The 23,201-nt window shown below is 70.6% G+C and carries 22 protein-coding genes and 1 pseudogene; 15 read left to right on the forward strand and 8 right to left on the reverse strand.

From position 1 onward, the window contains the following. Positions 1–137 precede the first annotated feature (137 nt). Both I6A81_RS04945 and I6A81_RS04950 read right to left on the reverse strand, forming a co-directional pair. Positions 138–938, reverse strand: coding sequence for a GAF and ANTAR domain-containing protein (locus I6A81_RS04945; protein WP_238428162.1), 801 nt, complete (start codon positions 936–938; stop codon positions 138–140). A 144-nt stretch (positions 939–1,082) separates the two neighbouring features. Beyond that, the gene (locus I6A81_RS04950) at positions 1,083–1,622 is read right to left on the reverse strand and encodes a DUF5994 family protein (RefSeq protein WP_202999476.1); all 540 of its coding nucleotides are present in this window, start codon (positions 1,620–1,622) and stop codon (positions 1,083–1,085) included. Positions 1,623–2,269: 647 nt separating this feature from the next. Here I6A81_RS04950 and I6A81_RS04955 point away from each other — a divergent pair. Then, entirely contained in the window at positions 2,270–3,001 is a 732-nt protein-coding gene (locus tag I6A81_RS04955; protein ID WP_202999478.1) for a DUF4332 domain-containing protein, read from the forward strand. 495 nt (positions 3,002–3,496) lie between these two features. Then, complete coding sequence (locus I6A81_RS04960) at positions 3,497–4,396, forward strand: tetratricopeptide repeat protein (RefSeq protein ID WP_202999480.1); 900 nt, start codon at positions 3,497–3,499, stop codon at positions 4,394–4,396. A gap of 128 nt (positions 4,397–4,524) precedes the next feature. Here the strand turns inward: I6A81_RS04960 and I6A81_RS04965 are convergent, their stop codons facing one another. Beyond that, a complete protein-coding gene (locus I6A81_RS04965; protein ID WP_202999482.1) occupies positions 4,525–5,463 on the reverse strand; it encodes a DUF3710 domain-containing protein in 939 nt (312 codons plus the stop codon). Positions 5,464–5,824: 361 nt separating this feature from the next. On the opposite strand from I6A81_RS04965, the gene efeU reads away from it, so the two are divergent. From efeU to I6A81_RS04985, 4 genes are all read left to right on the forward strand, one after another. Continuing rightward, complete coding sequence (efeU, locus tag I6A81_RS04970) at positions 5,825–6,724, forward strand: iron uptake transporter permease EfeU (RefSeq protein WP_202999483.1); 900 nt, start codon at positions 5,825–5,827, stop codon at positions 6,722–6,724. Beyond that, positions 6,721–7,914 carry an iron uptake system protein EfeO gene (gene efeO / locus I6A81_RS04975; protein ID WP_202999484.1) on the forward strand — a complete coding sequence of 398 codons (1,194 nt, stop codon included), beginning with the start codon at positions 6,721–6,723 and terminating at the stop codon, positions 7,912–7,914. The genes efeU and efeO overlap by 4 nt, the downstream gene beginning before the upstream one ends. Continuing rightward, complete coding sequence (gene efeB, locus I6A81_RS04980; protein WP_202999485.1) at positions 7,911–9,161, forward strand: iron uptake transporter deferrochelatase/peroxidase subunit; 1,251 nt, start codon at positions 7,911–7,913, stop codon at positions 9,159–9,161. The genes efeO and efeB overlap by 4 nt, the downstream gene beginning before the upstream one ends. 85 nt (positions 9,162–9,246) lie before the next feature. After that, a complete protein-coding gene (locus I6A81_RS04985) occupies positions 9,247–9,642 on the forward strand; it encodes a DoxX family protein (RefSeq protein ID WP_202999486.1) in 396 nt (131 codons plus the stop codon). A 198-nt stretch (positions 9,643–9,840) separates the two neighbouring features. On the opposite strand, the gene I6A81_RS04990 is transcribed toward I6A81_RS04985, so the two are convergent. Next, positions 9,841–10,857 carry a CobW family GTP-binding protein gene (locus I6A81_RS04990; protein WP_202999487.1) on the reverse strand — a complete coding sequence of 339 codons (1,017 nt, stop codon included), beginning with the start codon at positions 10,855–10,857 and terminating at the stop codon, positions 9,841–9,843. Positions 10,858–11,073: 216 nt separating this feature from the next. Here I6A81_RS04990 and I6A81_RS04995 point away from each other — a divergent pair, with 216 nt between their 5' ends. Together I6A81_RS04995 and I6A81_RS05000 are read left to right on the forward strand one after the other, a co-directional pair. Beyond that, positions 11,074–11,409, forward strand: a complete 336-nt coding sequence (locus tag I6A81_RS04995) for an ArsR/SmtB family transcription factor (RefSeq protein WP_202999488.1) — start codon at positions 11,074–11,076, stop codon at positions 11,407–11,409. After that, positions 11,406–11,888 (forward strand): SRPBCC domain-containing protein, encoded by a 483-nt coding sequence (locus I6A81_RS05000; protein WP_202999490.1) that lies wholly within the window; start codon positions 11,406–11,408, stop codon positions 11,886–11,888. Before I6A81_RS04995 ends, I6A81_RS05000 begins: the two co-directional genes overlap by 4 nt. A 43-nt stretch (positions 11,889–11,931) precedes the next feature. Here the strand turns inward: I6A81_RS05000 and I6A81_RS05005 are convergent, their stop codons facing one another. Continuing rightward, positions 11,932–12,129, reverse strand: a complete 198-nt coding sequence (locus I6A81_RS05005; RefSeq protein WP_202999491.1) for a hypothetical protein — start codon at positions 12,127–12,129, stop codon at positions 11,932–11,934. Positions 12,130–12,229: 100 nt separating this feature from the next. Between I6A81_RS05005 and I6A81_RS05010 the strand changes: the two genes are divergently transcribed. The 4 genes from I6A81_RS05010 (at position 12,230) to I6A81_RS05025 (ending at position 14,760) form a co-directional block, all read left to right on the forward strand. Next, positions 12,230–12,553, forward strand: coding sequence for a hypothetical protein (locus I6A81_RS05010; RefSeq protein WP_202999492.1), 324 nt, complete (start codon positions 12,230–12,232; stop codon positions 12,551–12,553). 88 nt (positions 12,554–12,641) lie between these two features. After that, positions 12,642–13,034, forward strand: coding sequence for a GntR family transcriptional regulator (locus I6A81_RS05015; protein ID WP_202999493.1), 393 nt, complete (start codon positions 12,642–12,644; stop codon positions 13,032–13,034). After that, entirely contained in the window at positions 13,031–13,942 is a 912-nt protein-coding gene (locus I6A81_RS05020; RefSeq protein ID WP_202999494.1) for an ABC transporter ATP-binding protein, read from the forward strand. Before I6A81_RS05015 ends, I6A81_RS05020 begins: the two co-directional genes overlap by 4 nt. Continuing rightward, positions 13,939–14,760 (forward strand): hypothetical protein, encoded by an 822-nt coding sequence (locus I6A81_RS05025; protein WP_202999495.1) that lies wholly within the window; start codon positions 13,939–13,941, stop codon positions 14,758–14,760. Before I6A81_RS05020 ends, I6A81_RS05025 begins: the two co-directional genes overlap by 4 nt. A 126-nt stretch (positions 14,761–14,886) precedes the next feature. Here the strand turns inward: I6A81_RS05025 and I6A81_RS05030 are convergent, their stop codons facing one another. The 3 genes and pseudogenes from I6A81_RS05030 to I6A81_RS05040 form a co-directional block, all read right to left on the reverse strand. Further along, entirely contained in the window at positions 14,887–15,747 is an 861-nt protein-coding gene (locus I6A81_RS05030) for a helix-turn-helix domain-containing protein (RefSeq protein WP_202999497.1), read from the reverse strand. Between the two features lie 400 nt (positions 15,748–16,147). Continuing rightward, a pseudogene (locus I6A81_RS05035) lies at positions 16,148–17,025 on the reverse strand (SAM-dependent methyltransferase). Between the two features lie 468 nt (positions 17,026–17,493). Next, a complete protein-coding gene (locus I6A81_RS05040; RefSeq protein ID WP_202999499.1) occupies positions 17,494–19,947 on the reverse strand; it encodes a lamin tail domain-containing protein in 2,454 nt (817 codons plus the stop codon). A 526-nt stretch (positions 19,948–20,473) separates the two neighbouring features. Between I6A81_RS05040 and I6A81_RS05045 the strand changes: the two genes are divergently transcribed. From I6A81_RS05045 to I6A81_RS05055, 3 genes are all read left to right on the forward strand, one after another. After that, a complete protein-coding gene (locus I6A81_RS05045) occupies positions 20,474–20,977 on the forward strand; it encodes a hypothetical protein (RefSeq protein ID WP_202999500.1) in 504 nt (167 codons plus the stop codon). 135 nt (positions 20,978–21,112) lie between these two features. Further along, positions 21,113–21,835, forward strand: a complete 723-nt coding sequence (locus I6A81_RS05050; protein WP_238428163.1) for an RNA polymerase sigma factor — start codon at positions 21,113–21,115, stop codon at positions 21,833–21,835. Then, positions 21,832–23,133 (forward strand): TolB-like translocation protein, encoded by a 1,302-nt coding sequence (locus tag I6A81_RS05055; protein ID WP_202999501.1) that lies wholly within the window; start codon positions 21,832–21,834, stop codon positions 23,131–23,133. Before I6A81_RS05050 ends, I6A81_RS05055 begins: the two co-directional genes overlap by 4 nt. Positions 23,134–23,201 lie beyond the last annotated feature (68 nt).

Here is a 23,201-nt window from a genome sequence, read left to right on the forward strand (position 1 = left end):
CCGCGGGTCGCGGTGCTTGGTGGGGCACCAGACACGAGTCAGGGCCCCGGATCCTGGGGTGCCGTCTTTCAGGCTACTCGGTCTTTCAGGCTACTCGGTCGAGCCAGCCGCGCGGCCGCGGCGGACCGACGGCCGAGCTACGTCTCGCGGTTGCGGGCTCGGGCGCGGCGGACCGCCTCGTCGACAATGCGCTGGGCGACGGCGGCGAGTTTGACATTCTCGCGCTGGCTGATCGCGCGCAGCCGCGCGAACGCCTCCTCCGCGGTCCCGCCGGTGCGGCCACGCAGCAGCCCGATCGCCTGATCGATGATCGGCCTGCTTGACAGGGCGGTCTGCAGCTGGATCGTGAGGTTCAGCGCCTGGGCCAGCACCTGGGCGTTGTGTACCGCGACCGCGGCCGGGGCCGAGAACAGCTCGCCGAGTTCGGCGGCGTGGTCGTCGAAGACGTCCTTGCCACGGGCGTAGACGTTGATCGCGCCAACCACCTGATCGGGTAGCAGCAACGGCAGTGACAACACGCTGTGCACACCGAGGCGGCCGACCCGAGGGCCGAAACGGGGCCACTGCCGTTCACCGCCCAGTGATCCCGAACGGACCGTGCGCCGGTCAAGGGTGGCGGTGATACAGGGACCTTCGTTGAGGACGGCATACTGGATTTCGTCGATGTCCCGAACAAACGGCGCACTGGCTGCCAGAGCCTCGATCCGGTTGTCATCCCGGTCGAGGCACAGCAACGTCACCCCGGCGCCGTCGGCGCCGGGAATCGCCTGGGCGGCGAAGCTCGCCACCCGGGTCAGCAACTCCTGAAGGTCCAGGGAACCGGATACCAGACCAGCGAGACCGGATAGACCCGCCCGCAGGTCGAGGGCATCCGCCCGCGCCTGCTCGGAACTCAGCCCCGGCGTCAGCCTGGCGATGTCCTCGTCGAACTCGGTCATGGTCGCGTCACCAGCATGCGTTGCCCTCAGGTTCGTGCCGAACATGACATTTCGGGACCTGCGTGGCGCTGGACTGACGATCGCTTTTCGCGGGCGGGCGCATACCGGCCCCCACCGGGTGTCAGCGGGCGGGGAGATCGGTGGTCATTCTGGCGGCGGCGTGGCGCCCGCGTGGCGCAGTATCTGACCGGATGGACCGGACAGCCGGCCGGTGGCGGCCATCTGGAGTACCTCTTCCCCTCCTTCCGGGGCCGCGTCGGGGGGGATCACGAGAAGGAAGACGCGCCTTCGGTTGCCGCTGCTCAGCGTGACCGTGTGGGGGTCGAGGGCGCGAAACCAGCTGATCCGCAGCGGCGGGCGGGCTGGTCGCGGAAGCAGATGGGGGATGTCGGTCCAGATGTCACCGTTGACCGACATCCGGCTGGGTGTCTCACCCGTGGCGGACAACGCGGCGACGAGCGCGGGAAGCTCGCTGGCCAGGTGCCAGGTCCGTGGCCACCAGGCGCCGTCAAAGGATCCTCGGCCGTGGGCCGGGGCCAGCGACAGCCGTAGCGCGCCGCCGGCGGCCGGCTCGGGACGCATGCCCGCCGGAGCGACCTGGAGCCTGGTGGGTGCGCCGCCGTCGTCGTCAAAGCGCGCGGCGTCGGCCTGGTCGAGAAGCGCGGAAGTTCGGCCCGTCGTCATGACGGCCGCCTAACCCCGGCGATAAGAGCCGCCGGATGGCCATGGCCGGCGCTGACACCGATCTGGCGTCAACATTTGTAAGAGTCCGACCGATTTTTACTGTACCACAGCGCGTCCGCACTCGTATGATGGTGGATTTTTGACCCGAATGATTCAGGCCTTCCGCGCTCCTACCCCGCCAGGCTGGCGGCCATAGCGAGCGGGCGGGGCGGGCGAGCATGGCCGCTGTCGGTCGGCACCGTCGGGGGAAGGAGCGCAAGGCGTGACCTGGTTACCGGCGGGGAACCCGCGTGCGCCGATCAGCCGGCTGGCGCCGCCAGAGGTGCCGTGGGATCCCGGGCATTTCGCGCCGGTCGACAACCGGAGTTTTTCGCGCTACGCTCCGAAGGCTAGGACATAGCCGGCTCGGGATCGGAAACGCCGCGTAACTGCCGCGAGACCGCGAGTGTGTGACTCACGCTCGAGCGCCGCCAGTGATCGTCCATAGGGCGTCGCCCGTGAGAATGTCCGAATTATTCGCGCGTTGGTGTACCACTGTCCCCACCTGGGTTTCCTCGTTGTTCGCGTGGGGCCTGCCGCATGGGGCACCGCCGGTCGACCAGGTGAATGCGAGTAATCGGCTGACCGATGGCATCCGGTGACGCGGAGTGGAGTATCGACGCGACGTCCTCGACGTTCTCCTGGCAAGGCTGGACAATGCCGACCGGACCCGCGCCCTCGCTCAGATCAAGGCGCACGACGCTGCTCAGCGAAGCAAGATGACTCGCGGTAGGGCGGCTCCATCCGCGGCAGGAGTTCAAATCTTCACCTCGCACCGCGACCGGGTCACGATCATCTACATCCACAGCACGGCCGACCTGGCCGCCGCCGCGTTCCATACCGCCCTCGACTACGGAATGCACGCGGGGGAGCCTCGACTGGTAGTCGACCTCGGCGAGGTGTCGTCCCTCGACGCGGCGAGCCTGGACGTGCTGGTCGGCGCCGCTTTCCAGGCGGCTCGCCGCGGGAAACGGATCGCCGTCCGCCGCGCCCAGCCCGCGGTATTCGAGGAGTTCGTCACCGCCGGCTTGGTTGCGAGACTCGATGTCCATCCCGCACGCCGAACTCCCAGGAAAGGGAATCTCATGAGCACAACCGACATCGATGGCCACGAGGCTCGCGAAGGCGATCTCGACAAGATCAAAGGCATCGGTATGAAGTACAGGGCGATCCTGGAGGAAGTCGGGGTTACCTCGATCAAGGAACTACGTCGTCGTAACGCCACCAACTTGAAGGCGATGATCGAGGAAAGGCACGGAGCGGTCATCGGACTCACCGAGCTACAGGTCCAAACCTGGATCGACAGGGCCAGGGCCGCCGGAGAATCGCGTCCCGTCTGACATCCGCGGTCCATCCGGTCACCAACCGCGGGCCGCCTGGTACCAGCACGCCCTGCAACACCGCTCCGTCGCACGAAAATCCGGACGGCGCGGCAGGTGCCCGCTGGCGCGCTACAAACAGCCGGCCAACGACAAACAGCAGGGAAAACCATAAGTATCGTCGCCTGGTCGCGTTGGGCTCATCGCCGGCCTGATCGCCGAAAAGCTCACCGGAGAACGGACGGGCCGGGTGGTCGCAGGTATTTCCGGAATCGCCGGCGCCCCGCTCGGCGGCTGGCTCGCCAAAATGATCTCCAATGTCGACTCGCTCGTCACGTTCTTCAGCCTGTCGACGTGGATCACCGCGATCGTCGGGGCGAGCGTCAGGCAAGATCCCTCCGGGCGCGGGCGACACGGTCCGGTGAGGCACTGTCGCGCAGCCGACGCCGGCCGTGGGGGGCCACGGGCGCGTGGGAGTCTTGCCGCGTCGATCGGCGCGGGCCCCATCCGCACCGGGTGGATGGTGCTGACGCGCCGCTGGAGGCGAGCGTGGCGGTCTACTACTGTTCCGCCTATTTCTGCGACCGGATGATCTCGGTTTCGGTGATCCCCGGGGGCAACCCGGTGGCCCGCGCCAACCCGGGATCGTTCGCCGGCCAGCACATGATCTGCGGCGACTGCAAACGCCGCTTCTGCTACCAGTGTGTACGGGCCAACGCGCGGCGGTTCGACGCCGCGCTGTGCTCCCGCTGTCTCGGCACGCTCACCGACCCCGCCGACTGGCCGGAGGTCAGGGACCGGGCGGCCCCGGCCGAGCTCGACCTCGTCGAGCGGGGCAACGAGCTGGCCCGCTCCGGCCGGGACAGCGAGGCGCTCGCCGCGTTCACCGCGGCGATCGAGCTGCGGCCGCGCTACATCGACGCGCACTTCTACCAGGGCCTGATGCTCAACGATCTCGGCCGTCCGGACGAGGCGGTCGCCGCCTACCGCCAGGTCCTCGGCATCGACCCGGGCCATCTGGGCACCCTGCTCAACCTGGGACGGCTGTGCATGCGGCGGGGCCAGCTGGACGAGGCGCTGGCCGTCTGCGAGCAGACGCTGCGGGCGGAGCCGAACTTCGTGCTCGGCCACCTGGACAGGGCGGTCGTCCTGCACCTGATGCACCGGCTCGACGAGGCCCTGGCCGCCTGCGCGCGCGGCATGGAGATCGAGCGGGCCGGCACGGGAGTCGGCTCGCTGCCGGACCGGACGAACCAGGCCACCGGCCAGAGCGTCAAGGCGGCGATCCTGCTCGACCTCGGCCGCCACGCCGAGGCGCTGGCGGCGGTCGACGCCGCGATCGCCGGCGGCGGCGCGACCTCGATCGACCACCAGAACCGCGTCGAGATCCTGGAGGCCCTCGGCCGTGGCGAGTGAGGCCGGCGCGCCTGGCCGTTCGCTCGCGTGGCGCCGGTGCGGGGGCTGACCGCCACCGCGTCAGCCCGAGAAAACGGATTTCGTGACCTGGCCCAACGGCGATGATCGACCGGCTCGCCTCCTGCCGGTTACCCCCAGGTGGTGAGGTCGCGGCTGAGTCCTCCGGGTGGCCCCGCGATGACCTGATAGCTGACGCGGCGGGGGTCGCCGGTCATGGCGCCGGTCGGTGGGAGCCGGCCGAACTCGTCGGCGCGCGCGTTCGGGTCGCCGCGGTCGTCGACGTCGGCGTCGGGCAGGTCGGGCTCGGTGGGCAGCTTGAGCGGCAGGTCGGCGCCAGCCGGCATGGCCTGCTCGCCGCGCACCACGACGGTGGCGCGCAGCACCTCCTCGAGTACCGCCGTGCCGCGGGCCATGGAGGTCGCCTCGGCCTGGTTGGGCACGGTCTGGCCGTGCACGGCCGGTGCCGCGCCGGCTGGTGCCGTGATCTTCGCGCGGAGAAGCCAGCGCGGACCGTCGACGCCGAGCAGCCGGCACGATCCGGCTGGTCCTTCCGGCCGGGTGGCTGGGGCGGTGGTGGTCCACAGTTCGGGTCCGAAGGGGCCGTCGATCACCGACGTCGTCACGTTCACCGACGTCGTCACGTTCGCCGGTGTCGTCCCCGATGCTGGCGTGGAAGGTGTCGCTGGCGTCGAGCGGAGCAGTTCGGCGCGGATCTCGTCCCACAGACCGCCGCCGCGCGGCGCGGCGTGGGCGGTGAGTCGCATCGATGACCCGTCCGTGACCGCCACCGCGACCGCCGCGACCACCCGCCGATCGTCACCCGAGCCGGTGACCTCGAACCGGTAGTCGACGTCGGGCAGTACCGGAACGAGCAGGGAACCGAGGTCGAGGCGGCGGACCGACCGGCGCGGCGGGTCGGTGATGTCGTGCGGGCCGTCCTTGCTGGCTGGCGACGCCGAGGCCGGCTCCGGTTCCGCCTCGCCGGGCGCGTCCCGCCCCCAGGGCGATCTCTGGACGACTGCCGGGCGCGGCTCGTCGTGGCGGCGCGACCATCTCCAGCGGATCATCGCGATCCTCCCCGCACCGGGTGAGGCCAGTGCCTCGACCTGTGTTCCACCGCCGCGGTCCGGCGCCTGCCCATGGTCGCACCGATCCGACCCGCCGCCCACCCAGCGTCGCCCAGTGCCGCTCGTCGCCGCGCCCGATCGTGGCCGCGACCGCCATGAGCAGCGCGGATGGCGTCTCCGGCAGACACAGGTCCCGGCGGGATCGACCGCAAGGGCCGCTACGCCCGGCGGCGGGAGTCCCTGCTCAGTCGCATAGAGGGCACTTCGGGGCCGTTTCTCGGCCTGATCATGACGTGTCCGACGAAGGATGGTTAAGGTAAGTCTTCCCTTAGTCCTTGATCTGAAGTGACGGAGTACACCGGTGCTGGCCACGTTCCTGATCGGATTGCGCGAAGGCCTGGAGGCCGCGCTGGTGGTCGGCATCCTCCTCGCGTACGTCCGCAAGATCGGGCGCGACGACGTGATCCCCCGCATCTGGCTCGGCGTCGGCGGCGCGGTCCTGCTCTTCCTGGGCCTTGGCGCGGCCCTCACGTTCGGCACCTACGGGCTCACGTTCGAGGCCCAGGAGCTCATCGGCGGCAGCCTGTCGATCGTGGCCGTGGCGATGGTGACCTGGATGGTCTTCTGGATGCAGAAGACGGCCCGCACCCTCAAGCACGAGCTCGAGTCCGGTATCGACGCGGCGCTGGAGAAGAGCGCCTGGGCGCTGGTGTTCATCGGCTTCATCTCGGTAGCCCGCGAAGGCGTCGAGACCGCCCTGTTCCTCTGGAGCGCGGTCGAGTCGAGCGACTCGCACACCACGTGGCTCGGAGCCGTGCTCGGACTGCTCGCGGCGGTGACCCTCGGCTGGGCGATCTACTCGGGCATGGTGCGGATCAACCTCGCGAAGTTCTTCACCTGGACCAGCTTCCTGCTGATCGTCGTGGCGGCCGGTGTGCTCGCCTACGCCATCCACGACCTGCAGGAGGCGCGCTTCCTGCCCGGTCCGTTCGAGGCCGCGCCTGCGGGTGCGTCCGGCTTCGTCGAGGGCTGGTACGGCGCGGACGCCTGGGCCTTCCGCGTGGGCGACGTGATCTCCCCGACGGGCTGGATCGGCGTCCTCCTCAAGGGCACCGTCGGCTTCTCCCCCGAGATGACCAAGCTCGAGGTGATCGTCTGGGCGATCTATCTGGTCGCCGTGATGGCCGCCTATCTCTACCGCCACCTCAAGAACCGGCCCCGCGCGGTCGCGCCCATGGCCACGACACAAGGAGCAGCATGAAAAGGGCCCTGGGCCTTGTCGCGCTGGCGGGGCTCGCCCTCACCGCCTGTGTACAGAACAACGCGGACGAGGACGCCGAGACCATCGCGGTCACGAGTACCGCCGACGGCTGTCAGGTCGCGACCAACACCGCCCAGAGCGGCACGCTCGCGTTCGAGGTGAAGAACGACGGCAACCAGGTCACCGAGTTCTACATGCTCGGCGACGACAAGCTCCGCATCATCGGCGAGGTCGAGAACATCGCCCCCGGCACCTCCCGCACGCTGACGTTCGTGGCGCAGCCCGGCTCCTACTTCACGGTCTGCAAGCCCGGCATGGTCGGCGACGGCATCGGTGAGGCCGGGTTCACCGTCACGGGCGAGGCGGTGGAGGTCGCCGTCGACGACGAGGAGGCGTTCGCGGCCGCGGTCACCAACTACACCGCGTACACCAAGACCCAGGTGGCCGAGCTCGTCACCAACGTCACCGAGTTCACCAACGCCTACAAGGCCGGTGACGACGAGCTCGCCAAGAAGCTCTTCCCGATCACGCGCATCAACTACGAGCGCATCGAGCCGACCGCCGAGCAGTTCGGCGACCTCGACCCGAAGATCGACTACCGCAAGCCGGGAGCGGACGCCGAGGGCCTGGAGTGGACCGGCTTCCACCGCATCGAGGCCGACCTGTGGCTCGACGAGGCCAAGAAGAACTACCCGGGTGACCCGATCACCACGGCGCTCACCCCGGAGCAGCGCACCACGCTGGCCGACCAGCTGGTCGCCGACGTGAAGACGCTCTACGAACAGGTCCATTCCGACTCGTTCAAGCTCGGCATCGAGGACATCACCAACGGCGCGATCGGCCTGCTCGACGAGGTGGCCGCGCCCGACGGCAAGCTGCCCGGCGAGGAGGACGAGTTCTCCCACACCGACCTCTACGACTTCTACGCCAACGTGGAAGGCGCCGAGGTGGCCTACCTCAACGTCCGCGACATCGCCGCGGGCAAGGACGGAGGCGACGAGCTGGTGACCACGCTGAACAAGGAGTTCGGCGCCATGAAGTCCCTGCTGGGGAAGTACGGTGACTACGACAGTGGGTTCGTCTCGTACGACACCGTCGGTCAGGAAGAGCGCAACGCCCTCGGCGCGCAGCTCAACGCGCTGTCCGAGCCCCTGTCCAAGCTGACGTCGCAGGTGCTGGGAGTGTCGTGACCAGAGTCTCCCGTCGAGGGCTGCTCCTCGGTGGCGCCGCCGCCGGCGGAGCAGCCCTCGGGGGCGGCGGTGTGGCACTCGCGCTTCGGGACGGGGACGCGCCAGCGTCGGCCGACGCCGACGAGCAGGCGACGTACCCCTTCGAAGGGGAGCACCAGGCCGGCATCACGACGCCGGTTCAACGGCACCTCTACTTCGCGGCGTACGACCTGACCGCGAACGCGACGCGCGACGACCTGCGGACCCTGCTGGAGGACTGGACCGAGGCCGCGCGGCACCTTGCCCAGGGCCGCGAGGTCGGCGAGACGGGGGCGGTGGGCGGGTCGCCGCTCGCCCCACCCGAGGACACCGGTGAGGCGCTCGGCCTCGGGCCCAACGGCCTCACGATCACCTTCGGGCTCGGCCCGGCCCTGTTCGAGCCGGGCCGGCTCGGCCTGGAGAAGAAGCGCCCGGCGCTGTTCGAGCCGCTGCCGTCGTTCGCGCTGGAGCTTCTCGACGAAGCCACCAGCGGCGGCGACCTCTGCGTCCAGGCGTGCGCGAACGACCCGCAGGTGGCGGTGCACGCCATCCGCAACCTGTCGCGCATCGCGTTCGGCCGGGCGCAGATCCGCTGGGCGCAGCTTGGCTACGGGCGCACGTCGTCGACGACCCGCGACCAGGCGACGCCGCGGAACCTCATGGGCTTCAAGGACGGCACCCGCAACATCAAGGCCGACGAGGCGGACGAGCTGGCGGCGCACGTCTGGTCGGGCGGCGAGGGTCAGGACTGGTTCGCGGGCGGCACGTACCTCGTCACACGCAAGATCCAGATGCTCATCGAGTCGTGGGACCGCACCCGGCTCGACGAGCAGGAGGCGATCATCGGCCGCGACAAGGGCAAGGGGGCGCCGCTGTCGGGCGACACCGAGTTCACCGAGCCCGACTTCGAGGCCGTCTCCACGGCGACCGGGGACAAGGCGATCCCGATGGACGCACATGTGCGCCTCGCTCACCCCGACTTCAACACCGGCCAGCGCATGCTGCGCCGGGGCTACAACTACGTCGAGGGCAACAACGCGCTCGGCCAGACCTCGGCCGGCCTGTTCTTCATCGCGTTCCAGAAGAGCCCGCGGCAGTTCATCGACATCCAGAACGCGCTCGCCCGTGACCCGTTGAACGAGTACATCCGCCACGTCGCCTCCGGCTTCTTCGCCGTCCCTCGCGGGGTGCGCGGCGGCGAGCACGTCGCCCAGGACCTGTTCGCCTAGCGCGGCGTCCGTTCCAGGAAGCCGGCGGTTGAGCTGAGCGGTGTTCCTGGTGCGTGTGGCCGCCCGTGGTGATTCGATGTGGCTCATGGATCTCAGGCGGTTCACGAGGCCGGGCCCGCGGATGGTGACCGGCGCGCTCCTGGCCAGCGGGGTGATCCACCTGGTGCGGCCGTCGGTCTTCGAACCGCTGATACCGCGGGCGTTGCCGCGGCCTCGTGAGATCGTCTACGCCAGCGGGGTCGCCGAGCTGGTCTGCGCGGCGGGGCTGATCGCGAAGACTTCCTGGGCGGGACCGGCCAGCGCCGCGCTGCTCGTGGGCGTGTGGCCGGGGAATCTCCAGATGGCGTTGGACGCCACGACCCGGGCCCGTGACGGCGGCCGGCCGCGCGACGTCGCGCTGGCGGCGGTGGCGTGGGCTCGCATGCCACTGCAGGTCCCGATGATCCGCGCCGTCCTGTCCACTCGCCGTAGCGAAGGGTGACGAGCCGCGGGCGACGCCGGGCGCGCCAGGTTAGGGCGATCTCAGACAGGTGGCCCTCGGAGGAGGCCTGACCAGCAAATCGCCTGCTTGCGCTCTTCAGGGCCAGTTCGCGGTGCCGGCGCGACGGGGCCGTGGGGGTCTTGACGCGGAGTCACCGCCTTTCCCGCGGGGATATCCGCGGCAAGGGGCGCCGTGTCCTCAGCCGCTCAGGCGGCGGAGCCGGGAAAGGCGGCGTACCCCGTCCGCGGCGGGGCGGCCGGAGCAGGGCTGGAGAGCGGCCTCGAGACGGGCGCGGACGGTGGGCTCGTCGAGGTGCATGCCGATGGCGACCAGACCGGCGGGACCTTCCGTCACGGGCCGCGACGCGACGTGGACCTGTCGCCCGACGATGTTGACCACATGGCCGCGTGGGCCCCGTCCCGTCTCCACGGTCACGGTGCCCTTGAGCCGGTAGACGTCCGCGGGCGGGTTCTCGATCAGGTCGACCAGCGGGCCGGGATCGATCGGGCCGGCGGCGGGAACGGTGACCGCGCTGACGCGCGGATGCGGCTCGTCGTCGTGGTCATGCCTGGCGAGGGCGGCCAGCGGAAGCTCGTCGACGGGGTCGTGCGGGTTCGCGGCGTCGAACACGAGCGCCGGGTCGATGCGGCCGTGCGTCGTGTCGACGATGTGCGCGTGCGGGTTGCTCGCGCGCACCCGGCTGGAGATCCGCGCCACCGTCTCGGCCCGGCGCGCGGGCGGAACCCGGTCGGTCTTGTTGATCAGGACCAGCGAGGCCGACGCGAACCGGGCCGGTGGCAGCCCGCCTCGGTCGACGGTGTCGAAGTACGAGGCGGCGTCGATCACGTCGACGAGGCCGCCGGGGCGGACGCGATTCACCGCGCTGAACCGGATGAGCCTCGCCAGCGCCGGCGGGTCGGCCACGCCGCTGGCCTCCACGATCACCGCGTCCAGCCGCAGCCGGGGATGGGACAGTTTCTCGAGCGCCTGGTCCAGGCCGTCCGTGTCCGGGAGGCAGCACAGGCAACCGCCCGCGATCGAGGCTGGTTGGTCGACCTGGCCGGTGACCAGCGCGGCATCGACGTTGATCGCTCCGAAGTCGTTGACCACCACTCCCAGACGCGCACCCGGCGTCTGGAGCAGGCGGTTGAGCACCGTCGTCTTGCCCGCGCCCAGGTAGCCGGTGAGCGCGATCACGGGCACCCGCACGCTCATGTCGACATGCCTCCCTCGCTGGGCGCGTCAGCCGGTGGCCTGGAGCCGGGTCGCCTGGTCGGCGCGCCTCGGGCAGCGGGCCATGAAGACCATGCCATCCCGCGCCAACCAGCACTTCGGCCGGGTGCCGCGCCTCCACGTGCCGAGCCGGACGATCAGGAGACGCGAGGTACTTAGCCCTTGAGCTAAGCGTGTCGCCATGCAAAACTTAGCCACGTGGAACAGTATTCGGCGCGACTCGACGGGCTGCTCGCCGCCCTCGCGGATCCGACCCGGCGCGCCGTGCTCAGCCGCCTCGGCCGCGGGCCGGCGACCGTCAGCGACCTTGCCGAGGGCTTCCCCATGGCGCTGCCCTCGTTCATGAAGCATGTCCGCACGCTGGAGAACAACGGCCTGATCCGCACGGCGAAGTCCGGCCGGGTCCGCACCTGCGAGCTCGACCGCGACGGCCTCGCGCCGCTCGAGGACTGGCTGGCCGAGCAGCGACGTGTCTGGGAAGGCCGCGCCGACCGCCTCACCCAGTTCATCACCTCCCAACAGGAGCAGGCATGAATCCCGAACTCGACCTCACGCTCGAACGCCTCATCCAGGCGCCACGCGCCGCCGTCTGGAAGGCCTGGACCGACCCGGCCAACCTGGAGCGCTGGTGGCTGCCAGCCCCGACGCTGTGCCGCGTGGACCGCCTCGAGATACGCCCCGGCGGCGCGTTCGTCACCCGCCTCAGCGACGACGGCACCGCGTTCACCCCCCACCTCGACGCCTGCTTCCTGGTCGTCGACGAGCTCGAACGCATCGTGTTCACGAACGCGATCGACAGTGCCTGGCGCCCCGCGGTCCCCGCGCCGGTACCCATGACCGCCGAGATCACCTTCCATGACCACCCCGACGGCACCGACTACCGCGTCGTCGTACGCCACGGCGACCCCGCCGCCCGCGACCGGCACCGCGACCTCGGCTTCCTGGAGGGCTGGGGCGCCGTCACGGAACAACTCGCGCGACTCGCCGAGAGCGGCTCCGCCCAGGAGAACTAATGTCGCATCCAGCGACGCTCGCCTGACCCTGGTCAGACATCCGCTATTCGGTCTCGAACATCCACGCGGCGGTCGCGCTTCGCGTGAAGTCGGTGGAGTCGATTGGCTCTCGGCCGAGCGCGCGGCGCGCCCCGTCGGCGACGACCGCCTCCCGACCCGTGGCGATGGCACCGTTCGAAACCCGCCGGCCCATGCCGGCCCGGCCATCCCGGACCGCGTTGCCGACGACGCGCTCATCCATGCGCTCCACGCCGATCGCGCGTCCCGGGCCCGCGCGAGCATCGTCGGCCGGCTTGTCCGTCCTGGTTGCGCCCGTAGGCCGACCCGGCAGCCATACAGCCGTGATCGCCGTGTACCGCCCCTCGTCCGACGCGGAATCCCTCAGCGATCGAGACGTGGAGTTCCTCGGCGCCGTGGCGGGCGTGCTCGGCTCGGCGGCCGACCGGTTCGCCACCGAACCGGAGATCCGCCATCGACGGCCCGTCGCCCTCACGGCCGCCACCGTCCGCGCCTCCGCCGGCGCCGGCGTGGCCATCTCCGACGCCGGACTGGCCGACCCGGACCGCCTGCTCAACGCCTCCGACATCGCGATGTACGCCGCCAAGCGTGCCGGAACCGGCCACTGCGTCGTCCCTCAGGACTGGATGCGCCTCGACAACCCGTGACGGCGCTGTCGCACCGGCCGGAGGTGTCAGCCCGCCGACCGAGGCTATGTCTAAAATTCTCAATCACTAGTGTTATAGTTAAAGCATCATGATCCAGTTCAGGCTCGACTCGCGATCGGGGGTGCCGACGTACATGCAGCTCGTGCTCCAGGTGAGACAGGCGGTGAGGCTCGGTGTCCTGCGCCCAGGTGACCAACTGCCGACCGTCAAGGAGGTAGTGGAAACGCTGGCCATCAACCCGAACACGGTGCTCAAGGCGTACCGGCAGCTCGACGGCGAAGGTCTCGTGGAGGGCCGTCGCGGCCAGGGGACCTACGTCACGCAGGGAATCGCCGCGACCACGGCGGCAGATGACGGCTCGCTGCGCGAGGAGCTGCTGAGCTGGGTCCGGCGGGCCCAGGGTGCCGGGCTCGACGAGGAGGACATCGACGCCCTCGTCGCGTCGGTCACCCGCGAGGCGTTCACCGGGCGAGTGGCATGACCGCGCCGGTGACCGTGACCGGCCCGACCACCAGGAGCGCCGTGCGAGCGGTCGGGCTCGGCAAGCGATACGGCTCGCGCTGGGCGCTGCGCGACTGCACCTTCGACCTTCCGGCCGGGTCGGTCACGGCGCTCGTCGGGCAGAACGGCGCTGGCAAGAGCACGCTGCTGCACCTCGCGGTCGGGCTGACCGAGCCGACCGCGGGACGCGTCGAGATCCTCGGCTCGTCCGCCAGGCGGCAACCCCGAGACGTCCTGCCGCGCCTCGGATTCGTCGCGCAGGACCACGCACTGGAACCGCGGTTCCGCGTCGCGGACATGCTCGAGGTCGGACGCCGGCTCAACCCGAGATGGGACGCCGCGCTCGCCAGGGAACACCTCGCTCGGCTGGGCATCCCGCTCGGCCAGCGAGTGGGCGGGCTTTCCGGCGGCCAGCGGGCACAGGTCGCGCTCACGATGGCGCTCGCGAAGCGCCCCGAGATCCTCGTGCTCGACGAGCCCGCCGCCGCGCTCGACCCACTGGCCCGGCGGGAACTCCTGCGGATGCTGATGGGCGCGGCCGCCGACACCGGCCTGACGGTCCTGCTGTCCTCGCATGTGATCAGCGACCTCGAACGTGTCTGCGACCATCTGGTGATCCTCGCGGCGGGCGAGGTGCGGCTCACGGGTCCGACTGACGAGGTCGTCGCCGCGCACCGGCTGCTGAGCGGCCCACGGACGGAGCCGACGGCGGTCGCCCGGATGCACCACGTCGTCAGCGAGAACCACACCGATCGGCAGACGACCCTGCTGGTCCGGTCCACCAGGCATGTCTACGACTCCCGCTGGCGAGTCGACGAGATCGGGCTGGAGGAGATCGTGCTCGGCTACCTGAGCCAAACGGCACCCGGAAAGGACGTGACCGAGTGACCTGGCTGGCCTGGCGGCAGCAGCGGTCGGAGATCCTCGCCGCGACGGCGATCCTGCTTCTGCTGACCGCGATCCTGGTACCGACCGGTCTCGGCATGGCCTGGGCGTTCGACCGCGACGAGCTCGCCGGCTGCCTCGGGCAGACCACGCCTACCTGCCTCGGCGCGCTCGACTCCTTCGAACGCCGCTTCGAGGGGATCATCGACGCGACCGGTTGGTTCAGCCTGCTGCCGCTGCTGATCGGGGTCCTGTTCGCCGCGCCGCTCGTCGTCGAGCTCGACCGGGGCACCCACCGCCTGGCGTGGACGCAGAGCATCACCCGGCGGCGGTGGCTCGTCACGAAACTGGGCCTGATCACGGTCGGCGCCACCGCGTACGCCGCGCTGCTGGCGGGCCTGATCACCTGGTGGCGCGCGCCGGTGGACGACCTGTACGGACGGCTGCGGCCGGCCGCCTTCCAGCTCGAGGGCATCGTGCCGATCGCCTACACCCTGTTCGCGGTAGGCCTCGTTCTCGCCGCCGGCACGGTACTGCGGCGGCCGGTGCCGGCGATCGGGGTCGCCGCGGTCCTGTTCGTCACGGTCCGGGTGCTGGTCGAGACCTACGTCCGCCCGCACTACCAGCCGGCGGTGCACCTGGCCGGCGACTCGGCCGACGCGCCGCGGCTGGCCTGGATGATCCGCTCGGGACCGTCCACGACCTACCAGCCCGCCGACCGGTTCTGGCTGTTCCAGGGCATCGAGACCGTCACCTTCGTCGCGGCGGCGGCCTGCCTCGTCGGCATCGCGGTCTGGCGGATCCGTACCCGTTCCCGCTGACGAACGCCAGGCGTCGAGGGTGCCAGAACTCGATGTCGGGCGGTCGACCCGCGGCTTCGCCACCAGACGCGGCCACGCATGATCTCTGCTCGTGGTGCCGCGCCCGGCTCAGGCGTGGCTGCCGGTCTACAGGGTCGCGGCGATCTTGTGGAGCATCTCGATCGTCTTGGCTGGGGTGCTGCTGTCGATGGACAGCTGGGTCATGGCGATCGTGTACTGGTCGACGTCTTCGCGTTTGTCGAGGTAGGCGGCGCCGGTCAGCCGTTCCAGGTAGACGATGTCGGTCAGGTCGGGGTCGGGGAACCGCAGGATGGTGAACGCTCCGCCGTCGGCCGCGTGGCCGCCGACGGTGAACGGCGTGACCTGCAGGGTCAGCCACGGCTGGTCGGTCAGGTCGAGGAGGTGGCGGATCTGTGCCCGCGCGACCTTCGGCCCGCCGATCTGTCGGCGCACCGCCGCCTCGTCGACCACCACCCACAGCCGTGGCGGGTCCGGCCGGGCCAGCACCTTCTGTCGTTGCATCCGGACATCGACGCGGCCATCGACGACGTCCGGGGGTACTCCCGGTCTGCTCGACATGACCGCGCGGGCGTAGTCCTCGGTCTGGAGCAGCCCAGGCACGAACTGCAGTTCGTAGGCCCGGATGAGCGAGGCCGACTCCTCCAGGTCGATATACGGCTGAAACCAGTGAGGAAGGACGTCCGCATAGGGCTGCCACCAGCCCTGCCGGTTGGCCTCACGGGCCAGGGTCAGCACCTGGGCCCGCTCGGTCTCGTCGGTCACGTCGTAGAGGGTGAGCAGGTCCTCGACGTCGCGTTTCTTGAAACCGACCCGGCCCAGCTCGAGCCGGCTGATCTTCGATTCGGAGGCACGTATGTGATACCCGGCGTCCTCACGGCTGATCCCCTTGCGTTCTCGGAGCCGCCGGAGCTGGGAACCGAGCAGGATCCGACGCACGGTCGGCCCGCTACCCGCCGGAACAGTCACGCCCGGTTCCCCCGATCCCACTCACGTGACAGTCGGTCAGATTGTCGGGACACTATCGTTCCCCAGTTGCCATTGTTGGTGGTACCGGAGCGCCGGACGTGACGAGTTGGTCACAGCGTAGCCGGCTATGGTCATCACGTACCGAACCGGTCATGCCAAGCCAAGGTAGGAAACGGGAACCGCCGGGTGGGCGGAAGGACGACATCCTGGAGAACCGGGCGTTGCCGAGACGGCTGTCCCCGCATATCTCGCGACCGTGACGGCCGCCGGGAAGTCTCGGAAGGCGCCGGTCCGGCTCGTGTGCTTCCTCGTCGAGCAGCCGAAGGCCCGCAGGTTCCCCTGGAGGGCCCGTCGCCCGGACCCGCCGCCGCGGCCGGCGGCGGGGTCGCCCCGCCGGCTTCTACGGCTTGCGCCCGACGGCTCCGTAGCTGCTGACCTGCGCGTCGGTCAGGCCCGCCGGCACGGAGGCGTCGGGCCGCCAACGGTGCACGACCCGCACTCCGGGTTCGACCAGGTCCAGCCCGTCGAAGAACCGGGTGAACTCGGCGCGGTCGCGGGGCTGAAGGTGGACGCCGCGCTGCCCGCGGGCCGCGGCGAGCCGCTCGGCCTCCGGGTCGAAGTCAGCGGTGCCATGGGTGAGAACGAGGTAGCTACCCGACGGCACCGCGTCCAGGAGCGCGCGGACGATGCCGTTGGGGTCGTCGGAGTCCGCGAGGAAATGCAGGACCGCGATCAGGAAAAGAGCGACCGGCCGATTCAGGTCGAGGGTCTCCCGCAGGTCCGGTGCGCGCAGGATCCCGTCGACATGGCGAATGTCGGCGTCGAGGTAGGCGGTACGTCCACCAGGGGTGCTGGTCCGCGGCGCACGGGCGTGAGCGAGCACGATCGGGTCATTGTCCCGTACACGACGCGCGCGTCCGGGGTGATCTTCTGGGCGACCTCGTGCAGGTTTTGCGACGCGGGAATGCCGGTGCCGACGTCCAGGAACTGACGAATACCGCGGGCACCGGCCAGGTACCGCGTCGCGCGAATCATGAACGCCCGGTTCTGCTGGGAGACGAGGCGGGCGTCCGGAAAGGCACCCGACGCCTGTTGGGGCACCTGCCGGTCGGCGGGATAATCGTCCCTGCCCTCGCGATAGTAGTCGTACGTCCGGGCCGAATGCGGCTGGTCGGCCTTCAGCCGCGCCGAATCGGGGGTCCCCGTCAGGGCTTCGCGCCAGTCAATGAGCCCCGCCCTCTGACCATCCGAGCCCCTCACCGCAGTAAGCCCCCTCATGTCCTGGCGGATGTCCCGGTGTGACCCTAACAGTGCCGATCTGCTCCGCTACGCACCCATCTCGCCCCGATCGACCCCTGACCGGAGGGGACCAGATCTTGACAGGCCGAACCGACAGGAGGAAGGCAAGGGCTGCCACCCCACCGGCCGCGGAGTGCCATACCCTCCGCGGCCCTGCCGCCTCCGGCCCGCCACTCGCGCCGATCTGAGAGCCGACGGCTGGCACCGCCGCCCTCAGCCGCGGCGGGGACGCGGCGCTTGCCGGCCGTCAGGAACGCGCGACGGGCCGACGTATCGCCCGTCCGCCAATGCCGGTATCGGTGCCGGTGCCGGTGCCGACATCGGTGTCGATATCGGTGCCGGCCGGGGTTCGCGGGCCCGGTCCCGTCGTCTCATCAACCCCCACCGCGAAACGAAAGCGCCCGTCCCCCGGGAAGAGGACGGGCGCTTTCTTACCGCGCGCGAGTGCTACTCGACATCCACCACGGGGCTACCGGGACGGCAGCGCTCGGGCAGCGGCTCGGACCCACACCCCGTCAGAATCCGAAGAATCTGCGGGTCGTGGTCGCTGGCCTGGTCGGAGAACTCGGCGTTGATGTGCACCACACCGTACGAGTAGCCCTTGATGGTGTTCGGGCTGATCAGGATGTGGTCCAGCGTCTGCGAGTTGCCGTCGAACACGTAGCTGTACCGCTCGTTCACGGGCAGGTCGTTGATCAGCGGCTTCAGCAGCGCGCCGTTGTCGGTCAGCGTCGCCATGGTCGGGCTGAACTGGTAGTCGTTGATGTCACCCAGCACGACCACGCGAGCGGTGTTGCCGCTCTTGGCGGCCAGGTCGGCGACGAAGTTGCGAACCTCGGTCGCCTGCTGGCCGCGCTGGACCTCGGTGATCCGGTTCGGCGGCTGCACCGCGGCGCTGAGCGGGTAGTCGCCACCCTTGCTGTTGAAGTGGTTGGCGATGACGAACAGCTGCTTGTCGCCGTCGTACCGGAACTCGCCGACCAGGGGCTTGCGGCTGGCGTTCCAGGCGGAGCTGGCCGGGTTGATGCGGCCGGGAGAGGCCGACAGCAGGATCTGGTTGCTGGTCGGGCGCACCTTCTGCACGGTCACGGCCGTGTTGGCGTCGCCGCCGGGACGGTCGACGAAGGTGGTCCGGGCCGGGTTGAACAGGAACACCTGGCGGATGTTGCCGCCGGGGGCGCCGCCGTCGGTGCCGTCGTTGGGGTCGATCGACCGCGACTCGTAGGTCGGGCCACCGGCCGCCGTGATCGCCGCGATGAACTTGGCGATGGTCTGGTCGGCGGCGACGACACCGCCACCGGCGGTGCCGTTGTTGTCCTGGATCTCCTCCAGGGCGATGATGTCGGGCTTGCCGAGGTTCACGACAATGGCCTCGGCCAGACGCGCGAACTTGGCGTCGGAGTCGCCGACGGTGAGGTTCTCAACGTTGTAGGTGACGATCGACAGGTCGCCGGTCTTCTTCGGCGGAGTGACCTTCTGCGGCTTGAGGCTGCCCTCGGTGATGGCGCCGAGAGTGGTGGTCTGGATGACGTACCCACCGAACGACTGGTAGTCCACGACGCCGACCGAACCGCCCGCGAGGGTGGAGCCGACGTTGGCGGCGGGGGCTCCGTTCAGGGCCAAGAGCATCAGACGGCCGCTGTTGGGGTCGTCGTAGGAGACATACGCCGTACCGCCGCGCGGGGTCAGGTTCTGGGCCGGCTTCAGGGTGACCCAGAGCTCGTCGAACTCGGTGTTGACCGGGCTGACGAGGCGGGTGTCCTCGGCGACGGTGACCCGCATGCCCTCGTGGACCTCCAGCCAGTCGAGCACGTACGAGCTCGGCTCGAGCGGCTGGGCCTCGAGGCTGCCCGTCTTGGTGAAGGTGTCGGCGAAGCTGACGGGGATCGGCGCGGGCAGCGCGTTGCCGCTGGTCAGCTTGACGGTGTTGACCGGGCCGCCGAGCTCGGTCAGCGACTGCGCGCCGGTGGCGGGCCGGAACTCGGTGACCCGTCCGGTGGCCAGCACCGAGTCGCCGATGGCGACGGTGGGGCTGGTGCTGCCCATGAAGACGAAGATGCCTTCGCTGGTCAGCGGGTCGGCGTCGGCCGACGGGTCCTGCATCCAGTAACCGCGAGCGTTACCCGTGGTGCGAACGGCGGTCACGATGCCGGGCACGTTGGTGACGCTCTGGCCGACGATCGGGGAGATCCGGCCGCTGCCCTGGATGTCGTGGATCCGCACCGAGCCGGGGGTCGGGTCGGTTGGGCCGCCCGTGTCGGTGGCGGTCACGGTGGTGCCGGCCGAGTTGGTGGCCTTCGGCACGCCCGAGGTGAAGTCGACCGAGTTGTTGTCGGTGTCGACCAGGGAGCCGCCGCGGGCGTTGGCCGTGGTGTTGGTCAGGCCGGGAGCGGCGAGAGTCTCGACGTTCGCGGTGGCGCCGTAGCCGACGAGGTCCTTGACGTTCGGCGCGATGGCGCAGGAGATGCCGCAGCCGACCAGCGGAATTTGGGCGGTGACCAGGGCGACGACGCCGGAGGTGGCCGACATCGGGACGCTGCCCGTGGCGTCGGGGGTCGGCAGACTCAGCGTGCCACCCGCGCCAGCGGCCTGCTGCACCAGGAAGCGACCGTTGGCGGGGATGGTGCCGGACAGGTTCGTCATCTGGAAGACGGCGCCCGCCGCCGAGGCGTACTGAACGGACCAGCCGCTGACGTCGATCGGGCTGCTCGTGAGGTTCGCCAGCTCGATGAAGTCGTTCTTGATCGTCGCGCCCGAGTTGCCGCCTCCGCCGTAGACGGCGGAGATGACGACGTCGGTCGAGAGCGCGTTCGCGGGCGCCGGGATGGTCGTCAGGGTAGCCGCGACCACGAACGGCAGACTCGCCGCCGTGATCAAGCGGCGTGCTCTGGGGTTTGCCACAGCTGTTCTACTCCTAAGGGAAGGTTCTCTCCAGGAGCATGGTGGTCGGCGCGATCTGGTGGAAGTACCCATCCTGGCGAACTTCCGTGGTCACCCTAGGTGTTCCTCGTTTGTTTCCATCACGTTTCACTCCAGGTGAGAAGCAGTACCGAGGTCAGCGGTTGGCAAGCGCCCTGGTGCGATGGTGACCAGCCAGTGGCCGTCCGCCACCAGCGCGCGGACGGCCACCTTCCCGCTCGCGGGCCAACCAGTTGGCGGCGTGCGAACGCACCACGGGCCGAGGGCCACCGTTGCGCGGATGTGGGAAGTACGGGTATCGGAATTACCCATATCGAAAGCGCCGTGCGCATGTCGAGAACGCGCGGTCGGCTCCGTCTGGCTCACGGGCGCGGCCGGGGCGCGCGTCAATCGACAAGGCGATGGGACGCCCACCGGCGGGGGTGCTTTGATAGGCCGAGCCGGGAGTGACCGCCGGGCCCGAGGCGGGCGGCCCCGTGTTCCCGTGTCGGGGTCGGGGGCGCAGGCCGTGGGGTTTCCCTTCTTCAACTACAAACGGGCGGTCGCCCGGCGGGCACGCCAGACGTTGTCGCCGGGCGAGCAGGTCGTCTGCGTCCATCTCTGCCGGCCGTGGGGCACGCTGGGAGCCGACCTGGCGGAGGGCCTCGGCGGCGCCGTCCCCGTCATCGGCCACCTCGCCGGCGGCATCGCGAAGGCGGTCCTCGATTCCGGGCGCGAACGACCGACCGGCATCGCGGCGGGGTTCCCGGACGGCCTGGTCTTCGTCGCGGTGACCTCCGCCCGCGTCGTCATCTACCGCAAGGCCGGCATGTACCGGATGGTGCCGAGGTTCGCCGTCGCCTACGCACCCCACGAGATCACCGAGATGACGCTCGAACAGGGCGCGATGTACCGGGTGGGCCTGCATTTCCCTGACGGTTCCGGCGTCTGGCTGCAGGTCGCGGCGGGCCAGGTCAGCGCGCGCCGGCTGCTGACCGCGTGGACCGCCCTCAAGACCCCGCCATCCCCCTAGATCATCTGCTGGGAGGCTCGAGGGCGACCGCGAAGGACGGCTCGGCCACGGTCGAGCAGGCGTCACCGATGGCGAGCGGCGGCGATCGCCTGGCCCGGTCGAGCAGCACGGGGGCGGCCGCCGCGTCTAGTGGGTATGCGACCATCACACGCCCGACCGCCCGGCCCGCGCACCGGGCCCGCGCGGACGGCCCGCGCGCCGCGCGCCCGCGCCGCCGGCCGGGCCGCGCCCGTTCGGGCCCCGGTCCGCCTCGCCGCGTTCACCGTCACCCAGGTCGTCGAAGCCCCGGAGGTCATGATCACATCCAGCCGGCCCGAGGGTGGGACGCCAGCGCGGGCGGTGGACCCCGACGACGCCGTCGAGACGGACCCCTACGCGGCCGTCGGCTCGCTGTACTCCGAGCACCGGCTCGAGCTGACCCGGCTCGCGCTGCTGCTGCTCGACGACCGGCGCGGCGCCGAGGACGTCGTGCAGGACGCGTTCGTCGGCCTGCTGCGCAACTGGCCGCGGCTGCGTGCCCAGGAGAGCGCGCTCGCGTACCTGCGCGCGAGCGTCGTCAACCGCGCCCGCAGTCAGCTGCGCCGGCGGGCGGTGGCGCGGCGCGTCGGGGTTCGGTACGAGCCGCCGGTCTGGTCGGCGGAGGCCGCGGCGCTGGTCGGCGAGGAGCGGCGCGCCGTGCTGGAGGCGCTGCGCGGCCTGCCGCCGCGGCGCCGGCTCGTCCTGGTGCTGCGGTACTACCTCAACCTGAGCGACGACGAGATCGCGCAGGCGCTGGGAATCGCCCCGGCGACCGTCCGTTCCACCGCGACCCGGGCCGTCCGGGCGCTCGGTGACCTGCTCGGGGAGGAGGACCGATGACGAGCGCGCGCGAGGAGCGGCTGCGCGAGGCGCTGCGCGCGGGCGCCCATCTGGTGACGCCCGAGACCCTCGACCCGGACCGGTCGTTCACCGCGACGCGGCGACGCGCCCAGGCGGGCCGGCGGCGTCCGCGCCGGGCCGCGCCGGAACCGCCGCCTCGCCGCCGTCGGCCGCTGGTCCCGGTCCTGGTCATAGCGGTCGTGCTGGCCGTCGTCGGCGGCACGACGGCGCTGACCCGGCTCGCCTGGACCGACGGGGACCGGCCCGTCCCGGCCGGGGGTCCCACCGCGACGGCGGATCCCGGCGTGGTGGATGTGACCGCCACCCGCTTCTTCGTGACGGCCCGACCGGGCGGCGGCCTGATACCGCCCGGCCAGCCGGCGCCGGAGCTGACCATCCGGGACGCCCGGACGGGCGAGGTGACGGCGGCCGTGCCGATGCCGAACGCCGAGCCGTTCTGCACGGACCAGCTGAAGGACGGCTGCGCGTGGGGCCCCGTCTCCGGGACAGCCGACCCGTCGGTGTTCTTCGCGGTCGCGAACGGGCGCCTGTACCGGCTGGTCGTCGACGGGGTCGGCCAGGTGGCGTCGTTCACCGAGGTCGACGTCGCGGGAGCCCGCTACCAGGGGGACGGGTTCGCCGTGTCGCCCGACGGTCGTCGGGTCGCCTCCGTGGCGAGATCCGACGAGCCCGGCAACTTCTTCATGAGCGACACGATCGAAATCGTCAGCCTCGACGACCGGCAGGTACGGACCTACCAGCCAAACGACGTGCTCTTTTATTTCAAGGGCCTGAGCTGGTCCGCCGACGGCCGCTACCTGGTCTTCGAGGCGGCCCGTCACCCCGACACGTCCTCGGGCCGGGAAGGCCTGTGGATTCTCGACACCCGCCTGGGCGGCGAGGACCTATTCGCCAACTCCCGGCAGGTGGTCCCGGCCACGCCGGACGACGACCTGTCGGTTCTCGGCGCGGACGCCGCCGCGGCGGTTCTCGGCCCGGACGGCCACCGGCTGTACGTCACGCTCGCCTCGTGGAACCAACTGCCGGGCCGGGTGACGACCCGGCTGGTCGAGCTGGACGCGGCCACCGGACGCCAGCTGCGGGTCCTGCTGGAGCTGCGCCGGGAATGGACCGGCGCCTGGCCGATCGCCACCATCGCGTTGGCGCGCAAACCCTCCGGGCACCTGCTCCTGCTCGACGGCGACGGCTCCGGCGCCACGGTCTACGACATCGACCCGCGCGGCGGCGGACACTCCCGCGTGCCGCTCGCCCACGGCAACCCTTCCTCCATCGCCTGACGGGAAACCTCGCAACCGGTGAGCGGGGCGGCCCCGACGAGCGGCTGGTCATGACCTGCGGGGAGTTC

The organism is Frankia nepalensis, from assembly GCF_016786325.1.
In the GTDB taxonomy this organism is placed as follows: domain Bacteria; phylum Actinomycetota; class Actinomycetes; order Frankiales; family Frankiaceae; genus Pseudofrankia; species Pseudofrankia nepalensis.